The 13,074-nt window shown below is 63.8% G+C and carries 11 protein-coding genes; 7 read left to right on the top strand and 4 right to left on the bottom strand.

The window, feature by feature from the left end:
* Positions 1 to 102: 102 nt before the first annotated feature.
* The 3 genes from NMB41_RS22595 to lptM all read right to left on the bottom strand — a co-directional run bounded on the left by NMB41_RS22595 (position 103) and on the right by lptM (position 2,572).
* Complete coding sequence (locus tag NMB41_RS22595) at positions 103 to 744, bottom strand: tetratricopeptide repeat protein (protein ID WP_494380013.1); 642 nt, start codon at positions 742 to 744, stop codon at positions 103 to 105.
* Between the two features lie 357 nt (positions 745 to 1,101).
* Entirely contained in the window at positions 1,102 to 2,379 is a 1,278-nt protein-coding gene (gene lysA / locus NMB41_RS22590; protein ID WP_494380012.1) for a diaminopimelate decarboxylase, read from the bottom strand.
* 7 nt (positions 2,380 to 2,386) lie between these two features.
* Positions 2,387 to 2,572 (bottom strand): LPS translocon maturation chaperone LptM, encoded by a 186-nt coding sequence (gene lptM / locus NMB41_RS22585; RefSeq protein ID WP_494380011.1) that lies wholly within the window; start codon positions 2,570 to 2,572, stop codon positions 2,387 to 2,389.
* A 78-nt stretch (positions 2,573 to 2,650) separates the two neighbouring features.
* Between lptM and cyaY the strand changes: the two genes are divergently transcribed.
* Entirely contained in the window at positions 2,651 to 2,980 is a 330-nt protein-coding gene (gene cyaY / locus NMB41_RS22580; RefSeq protein ID WP_494380010.1) for an iron donor protein CyaY, read from the top strand.
* A gap of 76 nt (positions 2,981 to 3,056) precedes the next feature.
* Here cyaY and NMB41_RS22575 read toward each other — a convergent pair whose 3' ends face one another.
* Entirely contained in the window at positions 3,057 to 5,396 is a 2,340-nt protein-coding gene (locus NMB41_RS22575; RefSeq protein WP_494380009.1) for a penicillin-binding protein 1A, read from the bottom strand.
* A gap of 324 nt (positions 5,397 to 5,720) precedes the next feature.
* Here NMB41_RS22575 and NMB41_RS22570 point away from each other — a divergent pair, with 324 nt between their 5' ends.
* The 6 genes from NMB41_RS22570 to NMB41_RS22545 all read left to right on the top strand — a co-directional run bounded on the left by NMB41_RS22570 (position 5,721) and on the right by NMB41_RS22545 (position 13,072).
* Positions 5,721 to 6,785, top strand: coding sequence for a pilus assembly protein PilM (locus NMB41_RS22570; RefSeq protein ID WP_494380008.1), 1,065 nt, complete (start codon positions 5,721 to 5,723; stop codon positions 6,783 to 6,785).
* Positions 6,785 to 7,429, top strand: coding sequence for a PilN domain-containing protein (locus NMB41_RS22565; protein WP_494380007.1), 645 nt, complete (start codon positions 6,785 to 6,787; stop codon positions 7,427 to 7,429). Before NMB41_RS22570 ends, NMB41_RS22565 begins: the two co-directional genes overlap by 1 nt.
* Positions 7,426 to 8,100: a type IV pilus inner membrane component PilO gene (locus NMB41_RS22560; protein WP_494380006.1), complete on the top strand. Its 675-nt coding sequence runs from the start codon at positions 7,426 to 7,428 to the stop codon at positions 8,098 to 8,100. The genes NMB41_RS22565 and NMB41_RS22560 overlap by 4 nt, the downstream gene beginning before the upstream one ends.
* Positions 8,097 to 8,636, top strand: a complete 540-nt coding sequence (locus NMB41_RS22555; protein ID WP_494380005.1) for a pilus assembly protein PilP — start codon at positions 8,097 to 8,099, stop codon at positions 8,634 to 8,636. The genes NMB41_RS22560 and NMB41_RS22555 overlap by 4 nt, the downstream gene beginning before the upstream one ends.
* The gene (locus NMB41_RS22550) at positions 8,633 to 10,801 is read left to right on the top strand and encodes a type IV pilus secretin PilQ (protein WP_494380004.1); all 2,169 of its coding nucleotides are present in this window, start codon (positions 8,633 to 8,635) and stop codon (positions 10,799 to 10,801) included. Before NMB41_RS22555 ends, NMB41_RS22550 begins: the two co-directional genes overlap by 4 nt.
* 147 nt (positions 10,802 to 10,948) lie before the next feature.
* Positions 10,949 to 13,072 carry a hypothetical protein gene (locus tag NMB41_RS22545; RefSeq protein ID WP_494380003.1) on the top strand — a complete coding sequence of 708 codons (2,124 nt, stop codon included), beginning with the start codon at positions 10,949 to 10,951 and terminating at the stop codon, positions 13,070 to 13,072.
* The last annotated feature ends 2 nt before the right edge of the window (positions 13,073 to 13,074 follow it).

The following is a 13,074-nucleotide window of genomic DNA, read 5'->3' as shown; positions in this document are numbered from 1 at the left end:
GGAAAAAAATGGTTATGAGGTGTCCGGTTCTGAACGTTCGCGCGCGACTGCCCCCGGTCCAAGGGGGATGTTCAGCGGAGGGGCGCGCGTGCCACGCCAAGCTCATGGCCTTGCTGCCGATTGCAGCAAGGCCGGCACTGCAGAAATACCTGCACGTGCTATGGTGGAAAGCGGTGTCCGCGTGCTTGACCAGGCAGCCCGGACACGTTCCGCCTTCAGCCTATCGTCCTCCGATAGAGTAGCCTGTGCCCCAGCCAGTCGCTCCGACAACTCTTCCGTCATCTTAGACGCTTGATCTTTCAAGACGAGAAGCAAAGCCAGTCCTCTTACCTTGTCGCTGGTGCCGGCCCGTGACAAATAATTTGCCAGATAAGCAGTCGATGGCGTGTAGCCCTGCTGTGAAGCCTTCGCCCACCAGAACGAGGCCTTGTCCATGTCCCCATTTTTTGCAAAATGCATTCCTACGTCGTGCTGAGCTAGATCGTAGCCAGCCTCGGCTGCACGGAGCTTGTAAGTTAACGCGGCTTGCTCATCCAGTGGGACGACACTCCCAAACTGCCCAGCATAATAGCAACCGACCTTGTACGAGGCGAGCAAGTGCCCGGCTTGCGCCGCTTTAGAGAAATATCGAAAGGCGGAGGCAGTGTCACGCTGCGTCCCGATTCCATTGTTATAGAACATGCCAAGGTTGTATTGCGCATCAGCGTTCCCAGTCTCGGCGAGCGCGACCAGGCGATCAAACATGTTCAATCCTTTGCCGTCCTCGGCCGGTGCATCTGTGACTGCAAGGTGCAACGGAGAAGTAATGCTAGACTCCGCCGATTGAGCGTCTGGAGTAAGAAATGCAAGCTGCACGCACAGTGCAAGTGACATCAAACGGGGCATCTTGTAATCACCTATTGTTCGTATCTGCATTATTGGTGTGGTCGTCTCGCTTGGCCGAAAGAAACGTCGACCAGCGACCAGTGTAAGAGTGAATTTGTCTCTAAATCAAGTGATGGATCGATGCACCCGGTAACGAAGCCATCGCCCTGAAAACAAAAACCGCGCCGTCGGGAGAGGGCGCGGTTTTTGTTCAGGCGGCACACCAGGGCAATGCGCCTACCTGATCATCGATTCCAGGGCAAACAGCTCCGCCGGATTCTCTCGCTGGCGAATCACATGCACCTGGTCGCCATCGACCATGATTTCGGCTGCGCGGCCGCGCGTGTTGTAGTTCGAGGCCATCGTCATGCCGTACGCGCCGGCGCTCATCATCGCCAGCAGGTCGCCGGGCTGCACGGACAGGGCGCGCTCGCGCGCCAGCCAGTCGCCGGACTCGCAGATCGGGCCGACGATGTCGTACAGGGCAGGCGCTTCGCTGCGCAGTTGCACCGCCTTCATGTCCATCCAGGCGCCGTACAGGGTCGGGCGCATCATGTCGTTCATGGCGGCGTCGATGATGCAGAAGTTTTTCTCGACACCCGGCTTCAGGAATTCGACTTTCGTCAGCAGCACGCCGGTGCTGGCGACGATCGAGCGGCCCGGCTCGAAAATCACCTTCACGGCGCGGCCGTCGTGGCGCTCGGCGCGCCAGGCGTCGATGCGCGCGAACAGGCGTTTCAGATAGTCGCCCACCGGCACCGGTGGCTCTTCGCCGGGCGCGCCGTAGTTCACGCCGACGCCGCCGCCGATGTCGAGGTGGTGGATGTGGATGCCCTCGGCGTCCAGGGTGTCGATCAGTTCGATCAGTTTATCGAGCGCCTCCAGCAGCGGCGCGTCGTCCAGCAGCTGCGAGCCGATGTGGCAGTCGATGCCGGTCACGTCCAGGTTCGGCAGGGCGGCGGCGGCGCGGTAGGTATCGAGCGCATCGTCGAAGGCCACGCCGAACTTGTTCGCCTTCAGGCCGGTGGCGATGTAGGGGTGGGTCTTGGCGTCGACGTTCGGGTTCACGCGCAGCGAGACCGGCGCACGCTTGCCCATGCTGGCCGCCACGTCGTTCAGGCGGTGCAGTTCCGGAATCGACTCGACGTTGAAGCAGAGGATGCCCTTGTCGAGCGCCAGGCGCATCTCGTCCTCGGTCTTGCCCACGCCCGAAAAGATCACCTTGCCCGGGTCGCCGCCGGCCGCGATCACGCGCAGCAGTTCGCCGCCAGAGACGATGTCGAATCCGGCGCCTTCGCGTGCCAGCAGGTCGAGGATGGCCAGGTTCGAATTGGCCTTCATCGCATAGCAGACCAGGGCGTCGCGGCCCTGGCAGGCGTCGCTGTAGGCCGCGAAGTTTTCCAGCAGCGCCGCTTTCGAGTAGACGTAAGTCGGCGTGCCGAAGGTCTCGGCGATGTTGGACAAAGGGGTGCGCTCGGCGTGCAGGACGCCGTCTTGGTACGAAAAGTGCGACATGAATTTCTTATTGAACGGGGGCGGGAGCGGGGACCAGGGTCTGGGCCGGCACGGGGGCGGTTTCCGAGGTCGGCGCGACCACGGGCGTCACGGGTTTTGCAGGCGCCGCGGCAGGTTTCGCGGGCGGTTTCGGCATGTAGAGCGGGCCGGTCTGGCCGCAGCCGGCGAGGGCCAGCAAAATGAGGGCAAGCACAGCAGGAGGCGCTGAAAGAAACGCGGTAGGTGACTTCACGATTAGAATCACGGTTTGATTAAGACCTTGGAGTGTAGCATGACCGAATCCGAATTTTTGGACCTGGCCGATTCGACCCTGAATCGCATCGAGACCTGTTTCGACAACCTGAACGACCAGGACGTGGTCGACGTCGAGTGCAAGCGCAACGGCAACGTGCTCGAGATCGAGTTCATCGACAACGGCTCGAAGATCATCGTCAACAGCCAGGCGCCGCTGCAGGAAATGTGGATGGCGGCGCGCTCGGGTGGCTTTCACTACAAGCGCGTGGGCGACGAGTGGCGCAATACGCGCGACGATTCCGAGTTCTTTACTGCCTTGTCGGATATCGCGACGCAGCAGGGCGGGGCGCCGGTCAAGTTGGGGTAATGCAGACGTAACGCGCATCGAACAATGAAAGAATATTTCACCGGATGAGCATCCGTGAAATATTCTTTCACATCAATCAGAACAACTCATTCCTTACCGCGTCCTGCTCCTTCTGCTGCGCCGGCGCCGGCGTCGTTCCCACATCCAGCGACTGCACGCCGGTCCCCGGCGGATTCTCGGCATAGTAGTACTCGCCATTGGCCATGATCAGCCCCGGCGGCACCGTGCGTTCCTCGACCGGCACGTTCTTCAGGACCGTCTGCATGTAGCCGATCCAGATCGGCAGCGCCAGGCCGCCGCCGGTTTCCTTGTTGCCCAGGTTTTTCGGCTGGTCGTAGCCCATCCAGGCAATCCCCACCACCTTCGGCTGGTAGCCGGCGAACCAGGCGTCGATCGAGTCGTTGGTGGTGCCGGTTTTACCCGCGATGTCGTTGCGCTTGAGGAGCTGCGAGGCTTTGGCGGCCGTGCCGTAGCGCGCCACGTCGCGCAGCATGCTGTCCATCAGGAAGGCGTTGCGCGCATCGATCACGCGGGTCGCTTCGGTGCCGGCGCGGTCGGGGCGCGCTTCCGACAGCACCTTGCCGGCGCTGTCGGTCACCTTCGAAATCAGGTAAGGGCTGACGCGGTAGCCGCCGTTGGCGAAGACCGCGTAGGCGCCGGCCATCTGCAGCGGCGTGGTCGCGCCCGCGCCCAGCGCCAGCGTCAGGTAAGGCGGGTTCTTTTCCGGATCGAAGCCGAAGCGGGTCGCGTATTCCTGGCCGTAGCGTGCGCCGATGCGGTTCAGGATGCGGATCGAGACCATGTTCTTCGACTTGGTCAGGCCGCGCCGCATCGTCATCGGGCCTTCGTATTTGGCGTCGTAGTTCTTCGGCTCCCAGGCCTGGCCACCGGTCTGGCCGGCGTCGAAGGAGATCGGCGCGTCGTTGATCATGGTCGCCGGGGACAGGCCGCGTTCGAGCGAAGCGGAATAGATGAACGGCTTGAACGAGGAACCCGGCTGGCGCCAGGCTTGCGTCACGTGGTTGAATTTATTCCGGTTGTAGTCGAAGCCGCCGACCAGCGCGCGGATCGCGCCGTCTTCGGTGCTGGCCGAGACAAAGGCCGATTCGACCAGCGGCATCTGCGTAATCTTCCAGTCCGAACCGCTGTCCTGCATGACGCGAATCAGCGCGCCGCGGCGGATGCGGCGGTTCGGCGCGGCCTTGGCCGACAACCAGCTCGAGGCGAAGGACAGGCCAGGGCCGCTGATCTTGATCTCTTCGCCCGAGGCCAGCACCGCGGTGACGCCGGTAGGCGATGCCTGCAGCACGACGGCGGCCACGATGTCGTCGCTGTCGGGCTTCTCGGCCAGTTCCGCTTCGATCGCCTCGTCGGCATCAAGCTTGTCCTTCGGGATCTCGATATACGATTCCGGACCGCGGTAGGGATGGCGGCGTTCGTAATCCATCACGCCGCGGCGCACGGCGAGGTAGGCCGCGTCCTGGTCAGCCTTGGTGATCGTGGTGAACACGTTCAGGCCGCGCGTATAGGTGTCTTCCTTGAACTGCTCGTACACCAGCTGGCGCGCCATCTCGGCCACGTATTCGGCGTGCACGCCGAAGGCGGTGCTGTCGGTCTTGATGACCAGCTCTTCGTTCTTCGCGGTCTCGAACTGGGCCGGCGTGATGTAGCCGAGCGAATGCATGCGCTGCAGGATGTACTGCTGGCGCGTTTTCGCGCGCGTCGGGTTGACCACCGGGTTGTAGGCCGACGGCGCTTTCGGCAGACCGGCCAGCATGGCCGCTTCGGCGACCGTGATGTCGCGCAAGTCTTTACCAAAATAGATCTGGGCCGCCGACTGGAAGCCGAAGGCGCGCTGGCCCAGGTAGATCTGGTTCATGTAGACCTCGAGGATCTGGTCCTTGGTCAGGTTCTTCTCGATCTTCCAGGCCAGCAGCGCCTCGTAGGCCTTGCGCTTCAAAGTCTGTTCGGAGGACAGGAAGAAGTTGCGCGCCACCTGCTGCGTGATGGTCGAGGCGCCCTGGCGCGAGCCGCTGGTGGCGTTGTGCAGGGCCGCGCGCAGCACGCCCCAATAGTCGACACCCCCGTGCTGATAGAAACGGTCGTCCTCGATCGAGAGCACCGCCTTCTTCATCACGTCCGGGATTTCCTTGAAGCGCACCAGGGTGCGGCGCTCTTCGCCGAACTCGCCGATGAGGACGTTATCGGCGGTAAAAATCCGCAGCGGCATCTTCGGGCGGTAGTCGGTGATGGTGTCGAGTGCCGGCAGGTTCGGGTAAGCCATCGCCAGGGCAAACACCACCAGCAGCACGCCAACCAGGGCGAGGCCGGCGAGCGCGCCGAAGGCCCACAGCAGCAGGCGTTTCGGGCTGAACTTGTTCGGCGCCGGCGTATTCGTCGTTTGGGAAGATTTCATTCTGGGATTCGCAGTGTTGATCCGCCTCATTATAAGGCACCCCCTTCCATGGTGGCGCAGACTCAGCCGCAAGCATGGAAAGCGCAGGGTTTGTAGCCTGCATGACAAGGGGTATTACCAATGAAGTATCAGAGTGTGGTGTCCCCGTGCGATTGTAATGTTCCAATGCAGAAATATCTTGTCGGAGCGCACTATTATCGCTACGATTTGATGTACTGCCTCATATATGAGCACCCAGTTTATTTTTTTGCAGAAGATTTTTCCCGCACGCGGGCGTTGGAACACATTGGCCTGTCATGCGGGCCGCAGCTGAGGAGTACGCGCGTGATCAATCTAGGTTCCTTGTTCGGAAAAACGAGCCCGCCGCTCGCCGGACTCGACATCAGCACCTCGGGCCTGCGCCTGGTCGAACTGGCCGATGCCGGCAAGGGCGTGCTGCGCCTGGAGCGCTACGCCTTTGAGGCGCTGCCGCGCGGCGCCGTCGCCGATGGTAACATCGAAAATTTCGACCAGGTCGCCGAGGCCGTGCGCCGCATCTGGAAGAAGAGCGGCACCCGCGCCCGCAACGTCGCGCTCGGCATGCCGCCGGCCGCCGTCATCACCAAGAAGATCATCCTGCCGGCCGGCATGGCCGAAGACCAGCTCGAAGTGCAGGTCGAATCCGAAGCGAGCCAGTACATCCCGTTCGCGCTCGACGAAGTGAGCCTGGACTTCGACGTGGTCGGCCCGGCCGCCAACTCGCCTGAAGACATGGAAGTGATGCTGGCCGCGGCGCGCCGCGAAAAGGTCGAGGACCGTGTGGCGATCGCCGAAGCGGCCGGCCTCACCGCCACCGTGATGGACATCGAATCGTATGCCGCGCGCGCCGCCCTGGAAAGGGCAGCGCCGAGCGGCAGCGACAAGATCGTCGCCCTGTTCCAGATCGGCGCCGGCATGACCCACGTGTCGGTGCTGCAGAATGGCGACACGATTTATGAGCGCGAGCAGCCTTTCGGCGGCAACACGCTGACCCAGGACATCGTGCGCACCTATGGCCTGGCCTACGAGGAAGCGGAAACGCGCAAGAAGTCGGGCGACCTGCCTGAAAACTTCCGCGCCGACGTGCTCACGCCCTTCCTGGAAAGCGCCGCGATGGAAGTCACGCGCGCGATCCAGTTCTTCTTTACGTCGACCCCGTTCACCCGCATCGACCAGATCTGGCTGGCCGGCGGCAGCGCCCAGCTGCCCGGCCTGGTCGAGCTGATCGGCGGGCGCACGCGCATCCCGACGGCCCAGGTGGCGCCGTTCGACAACATGCTGCTGGCGCCCGGCCTGCGCGAAGCGCAGCTGCGCGCTGAAGGCCCGTCCTACCTCGTTGCCTGCGGCCTCGGCCTGCGGAGGTTCGGCTGATGATTCGCATTAACCTGCTCCCGCACCGGGAAGCGAAACGCAAACAGAAGCAGGCGGCCTTCATCGCCATGCTGGTGCTCGGCGGCTTGCTGGGCGTGGCCATCGTGCTGGCGGTCGGCGGCTGGAACGCCAGCCGCATCGCGATCCAGGAACAGAGGAACGCCGTCCTCTCCACCGAGAACGCGGAACTCGACAAGAAGATCAAGGACATCGCCACCCTGAAGGAAGAAATCAACGCCCTGAAATCGCGCCAGCAGGCGGTCGAAGATTTGCAGGGCGACCGCAACCAGCCGGTCTACCTGTTCGACGAACTGGTGCGCCAGGCGCCGGAAGGCGTGTACCTGAAGTCCTTCGAGCAGAACGGCCAGAAGGTCATCCTGAACGGTTACGCCCAGTCGCAGGAACGCGTGGCCGAGCTGCTGCGCAACCTGTCGGGCAATTCGCCCTGGCTCGAGCGTCCCGAGCTGACCGAAGTGAAGTCGGCCACGCTGACCCAGAACAAGGTCGTGCGCAAGGCGGTCGAGTTCACGCTGGCCGTGGCCATCAAGCGCGCCCGCGAAAGCGAAGAAGGCGAGGACGGCAAGGACGGCAAAGTCAAAAACCCGCTGGCCGGCAGCATCAAGGCGGGAGGGAACGCCCCATGAACATCGACCTGAAACAATCCTTTGCCGACCTGTCGGCCCAATTCCAGGGCCTGCAGGGCCGCGCACCGGGCCTGTGGCCGCTGGCGCCGCGCCTGCTGTGCGCGGCCGGCGTGATGGCGCTTGTGGTCGTACTCGGCTATTTCCTGTACTGGAGCGGCCAGTTCGAAACCCAGGAAACCCTGGCCGGCCAGGAAGCAACGCTGCGCGAGGAATACCGCACGAAAATCGCGCAGGCGGTCAACCTCGAAGCACTGCAGGCGCAAAAGATCCAGGTCGACCAGTCGGTCGAGCGCCTGGAAAAGCAGCTGCCGAGCAAATCCGAAATGGCCGCGCTGCTGTCGGACATCAACCAGGCAGGCGTCGGGCGCGGCCTCGCGTTCGAACTGTTCCGCCCCGACCAGATCGTGGTGCGCGACTACTACGCTGAACTGCCGATCGCGATCAAGCTGACCGGCAACTACCACGACCTGGGCGCGTTCGCCGCCGACATGGCCCACTTGCCGCGCATCGTCACGCTCAACAACATGCGCCTGAAAGCCGAGAAAGACGGCAGCCTGAGCCTGGAAGCGATCGCGAAAACCTTCCGCTACCTCGACGCCGACGAACTGGCGACGCAGAAAGCGGCGCGCCTGAAGGCGAAGAAGAAGAAAGCCGAGGGCAGCACGCCATGATGACCAAGAAAAACAGTGCGCTGCTGGCGCTGGCGGCCCTGCTGCTGGCCGGCTGCGGCGACAGCGACGTGCGCGAAGTGCGCACCTGGATGGAAGAGACCAAGGCGCAAACGAAACCGGCGGTGAAACCCTTGCCGGCGCCAAAGGAATTCGTGCCCTACGCCTACAACCAGGCGCAGGCGACCGATCCGTTTTCCGACGCCAAGATGGCGGGGCCGGGCACGATGGCGCCGCAGCAGAACACGGCGCAGCCGGACCTGAACCGTCCGCGTGAAGCCCTGGAAAGCTTTCCGCTCGACACCATGCGGATGGTCGGTATGATGCAAAAAGGCGGCGTCAGCTTTGCCTTGGTTCAAATCGAACGCAGTGTCTACCGCGTGCGGGCAGGACAGCGCCTCGGCCAGAACTTCGGCCAGGTGACGCGCGTGACCCCGGTTGCGCTGGAAATCCGGGAAATGGTACAGGACGCAGGCGGCGATTGGGTCGAGCGGATATCGAAGCTGGAATTGCAGGAAAGTAAGGAGATCGGAAAATGACCCCATTCGCAACGAATAACCTGAAGCGCGCGGTCCAGGTGCTGCTGGTGCCGGTATTACTGGCGCTCGGCGGCGCCGCCCAGGCGCAGGTGCAGTCGGCCGATAACGCCATCGAGTCGATCAGCGCCAACCAGCAGGGCGCGGACGTGGTGGTCAACATCGCGATGAAAAATCCGCCGGCCAAGCTGCCGCTCGGCTTTGCGATCACCAATCCGGCGCGCATCGCGCTCGACTTCGGCGCCACGAGCAACGCCACCGGCAAGAACACGCAGGAGGTCAACCTCGGCGAAGTGCGCGGCCTGAACCTGGTGCAGGCCGGCGAACGTACGCGCCTGGTCATGAACCTGAAACGCCCGACCAGCTATTCCACGGCGATCGACGGCAAGTCGATCGTGGTGACGGTGGCCGGCGCCGCCGTCGCCGCCCAGAGCGCACCGGTGGCAGCCCAGGCTGCGCCCAACGTCCCGGCGATCCGCCAGGTCTTGCGCAACCTCGATTTCCGCCGCGGCAAGGACGGCGAAGGCCGGATCGTGGTCGACCTGCCGAACAATGCGGTGCCGGTCGACGTGCGCCAGCTCGGCAACAAGGTGCAGGTCGATTTCATGAACACCGGCCTGCCTGAAACCCTGCGGCGGCGCCTGGATGTCACCGACTTCGGCACGCCGGTTTCGCGCGTGACGACCAGCACCAATGGCGCCAACGTACGCATGATCATCGAAGCGCAAGGCCAGTGGGAACAGTCGGTCTACCAGAGCGATACCCAGCTGGTGGTGGCCGTGCGTCCGGTCAAGGAAGACCCGAACAAGCTGGTGCAAGGCACGCAGGGTTACCGCGGCGAGAAGATCAGCTTCGACTTCCAGAACATCGAAGTGCGCGCCGCGCTGCAGGCGGTGGCCGACATCTCGGGCCTGAACATCATCGCCAGCGACTCGGTGTCCGGCAGCCTCACCCTGCGCCTGAAAGACGTGCCCTGGGACCAGGCGCTGGACGTGATCCTGCAATCGAAGGGCCTGGACATGCGCAAGAACGGCACCGTCATCTGGATCGCGCCGAAAGAAGAACTGCTGACCAAGGAAAAGCTGGAACTCGAACAGCGCGCCCAGATTTCCGACCTCGAGCCGATGAAGTCGGAAGTCTTCCAGCTGAACTACCAGAAGGCCGAAGCCTTCCGCACCGTGTTCGGCCTGGACGCAAGCGGCGCGGCAACCACGAATACCGGCAACCGCGTGCTGTCCAAGCGCGGCAGCGCGATCATCGATCCGCGCACCAACCAGCTGTTCGTGACCGACATCGTCTCGAAACTCGAAGACATCCGGCTGCTGATCCAGAAGACCGACGTCGCCTCGAAGCAGGTCCTGATCGAAGCGCGCCTGGTTGAAGCGAACGACGGCTTCTCGCGCAACCTCGGCGCCAAGATTGGCTTTAACGACATGCGCGCCCTGCGCGGCGGCGACCAGGGATATGGCATCGGCGGAAACAACCGCGTTGCCATCGGCGGCAACCTGCTTGGCGTCGGCCAGGACACGCTGCAAACCCCGGACAAGGGCGACGGCTACACCAATACTACGATGGTGAACCTGCCGGCAGCCGCATTGGGCGGCATCTCCCCCTCGAGCATCGCGTTTTCCCTGTTCTCATCGGCCGACAACCGCTTTTTGAACCTGGAACTGTCGGCACTCGAAGCGGACGGCAAAGGCAAGATCATCTCCAGCCCGCGCGTGGTCACCGAAGACAAGATGGTGGCCGTGATCGAGCAGGGTGTCGAACTGCCCTACCTGATGGCCTCGTCCAGCGGCGCCACCGCGATCGAGTTCAAGAAAGCCAACCTGCGCCTGGAAGTCACGCCGCAGATCACGCCCGACGGCAACGTCGTGCTGGAAGTGGACGTGAGCAAGGATTCGAAAGGCGAAGAAACGCGCGCCGGCTTTGCCATCAACACCCAGCACGTCAAGACCAAGGTCATGGTCGAAAACGGCGGCACGGTGGTGCTGGGCGGGATCTACCAGCAGACCGAGCGCAGCAACGTCTCGAAGGTGCCGCTGCTGGGCGACGTGCCGGTGCTCGGCTACCTGTTCAAGACCCAGGGACGTGAAAACACGAAGACCGAACTGCTGGTCTTCATCACGCCGAAGATCGTCGCCGACCGCGTTGCGGCCGGACGCTGAGCCCCTTGCCAGGAAGCGCCACTTAACGCATTACCGCCACTGGAAACCACAGCGACGCACCGCAAGGCGCGTCGCTGTGTCGTTTCAGCGTCCGCAAACGATGCCGTTTGCATGAAGACCCCAACAATTAACAAGAACTGGACCTGTATGAAATCGACACGCATTCCTTCGGCCTCGTTTGGACGCACGGCCATCCTGACCCTGATCGCCGCGGCGGTCCTCTCCGCCTGCGGCGGGGGCGGCGGCGATCCCGGCGCGGTGCCGGCCGCTTCCGGCAGCACGGGCACGGGTACCGGCACAGGTACGGGCACCGGCACCGGCACCGGCACCACCCCCACGCCTGTCGCGACCGAAACCAGGGTCACGGTCGTGATGGTCGACGGCACCGGCAAGACGCTCACCAGCCTCTCGGGCGGCCAGAGCGCCACGCTCAGGGCCACCGTGCTCACGCCGGCCGGCACGCCCGCCGCCGGAGCGATCGTCCAGTTCGCCGCGGCGACGGCCGACCTGGTCGCCTTCACGCCGGGCACCGGTTCGGCGCTGACCAACGCCAGCGGGGTGGCGGTCGTGACCATCAAGCCGGCAACCTATTCCGCCTCGGGCGCCCTGGCGATGACGGCCACCGCGGTGGTCGACGGCAAGACCGGTTCGAACTCGGTGGGCATCGAAATCGGCGCGGCGCCCCTGACCGTGGGCCAGCTGGCCTTCGTGCCGGCGCCTGCGGGCCGCCTGCCAGCCTTCAGCACGCTGTCGCTGAACATTCCCGTCACCAGCAACGGCCAGGCTGCCACCGCATCGACCGGCATGAATCTGAGCTCGCTGTGCGAAGGCGACGGCACCGCCACCCTGGTGCTGGGCGCGATGAGCAATGGGGTCCAGCTGGCGACCTATACCAACAACGGCTGCGTGCGCGGGCGCGACGTCATCACCGCCTCGATCGGCAGCTCGAGCCAGACCATCGGCCTGGACGTCGGCGCCGCCAACATCGGCTCGATCCAGTTCGCCAGCACCAGTTCGAGCGGTATCTCGATCGTGCGCAAGGGTTCCGGCGGCCAGGGACGCTCGGAATCGGCCCAGGTCACCTTCCGCGTGGTCGACCAGCAGGGCAATGGCCTGCCTGGCGTCGACGTCGACTTCAGCGCCACCACTTATACCGGCGGCCTGACCGTCAGCCCGACCCGCGCCACCACCGACGGCTCGGGCAATGTCAGCACCATGGTTTCTTCGGGCACGATCCCGACCCCGGTGCGCGTGGTGGCTTCGGCCAACCGCAACGGCGTGAACATGACCGGCCTGTCCGATACCCTGACCGTCTCGACCGGCTTGCCGCTGCAGCGCTTCATGTCGATGAGTACCAGCAGCGCCAACATCGAAGGTCTGCAGTACGACAACGAAACGACCACCGTCAGCGTCCTGCTGGCCGACGAATACGGCAATCCCGTGTCGGACCAGGTGGCCGTCAACTTCGTCACCGAAGGCGGCGCCATCGGCACCGCGGCGCAGGGCGCCTGTACCACCGTGGGCGGCGAATGCAAGGTGGTCCTGCGCAGCCAGGACTTCCGTCCGGCGAACGGCCGCGTGAGCTTCCTGGCCTATGCCCAGGGCCTCGAAACCTATGTCGACCTGGACGGCAACGGCCAGTACAGCTGTACCGATTTCGTCGACCCCAACGGCCAGGTGCCGGCTTCCTACCGTCCGCTGATCGACACCTGCCGCAGCAATGGCGAGCCTTACACCGACATGGGCGATCCTTTCCTCGACACGAATCTGGACGGCGTCTACCAGGCGGCCCAGAACGACTTGCCGATTCCGTACAACCGCAGCAGCTACGCAGCGGCCGGCGACGGCAAGTGGGGCCTGAACTATATCCGCGCAACGAATGAAGTCATCTTCAGCGGCAGCTTCGCCACCACGTTCAAGCGCCAGGTCTGCAGCGGCGTCACTTGCCGCGACTGGACCCCCGCCGACGGCGCGGAGCTGAACATCGCCGGCCTGAGCGGCCCGGGCTGCTCCTCGAAGCAGCTGGCCGTGCGCATCGCTGACGTGAACAACAATCCGCTGCCTGCCGGGACCACCATGGTGGCCGCGGCGGTCAACAAGGTGGCGATCGACGCCGTGTTCCCGGACGTGGTCAATTCCACCACCGCAGTGGGCGGAACCATCCACTTCATGACCGTGAAACCGGACGCGAGCTGCGCTGCAGGCGACTTTACTCTCCAGGTGAAGACGCCAAAGGGTAATATTACGCAGTTACCGTTCACTGCAAACTGATG

The sequence above is a fragment of the Massilia sp. FBCC-B171 genome, from assembly GCF_059134155.1.
This window is presented reverse-complemented; position numbering and strand designations above follow the sequence as displayed.

Bases quoted from the DNA above. Each gene is read 5' to 3' on its own strand.
- NMB41_RS22565 (WP_494380007.1), top strand. From the start codon at position 6,785: ATGATTCGCATTAACCTGCTCCCGCACCGGGAAGCGAAACGCAAACAG.
- cyaY (WP_494380010.1), top strand. From the start codon at position 2,651: ATGACCGAATCCGAATTTTTGGACCTGGCCGATTCGACCCTGAATCGC.
- NMB41_RS22575 (WP_494380009.1), bottom strand. From the start codon at position 5,396: ATGAAATCTTCCCAAACGACGAATACGCCGGCGCCGAACAAGTTCAGC.
- NMB41_RS22545 (WP_494380003.1), top strand. From the start codon at position 10,949: ATGAAATCGACACGCATTCCTTCGGCCTCGTTTGGACGCACGGCCATC.
- lysA (WP_494380012.1), bottom strand. From the start codon at position 2,379: ATGTCGCACTTTTCGTACCAAGACGGCGTCCTGCACGCCGAGCGCACC.
- NMB41_RS22560 (WP_494380006.1), top strand. From the start codon at position 7,426: ATGAACATCGACCTGAAACAATCCTTTGCCGACCTGTCGGCCCAATTC.
- NMB41_RS22595 (WP_494380013.1), bottom strand. From the start codon at position 744: ATGTTTGATCGCCTGGTCGCGCTCGCCGAGACTGGGAACGCTGATGCG.
- NMB41_RS22555 (WP_494380005.1), top strand. From the start codon at position 8,097: ATGATGACCAAGAAAAACAGTGCGCTGCTGGCGCTGGCGGCCCTGCTG.
- NMB41_RS22550 (WP_494380004.1), top strand. From the start codon at position 8,633: ATGACCCCATTCGCAACGAATAACCTGAAGCGCGCGGTCCAGGTGCTG.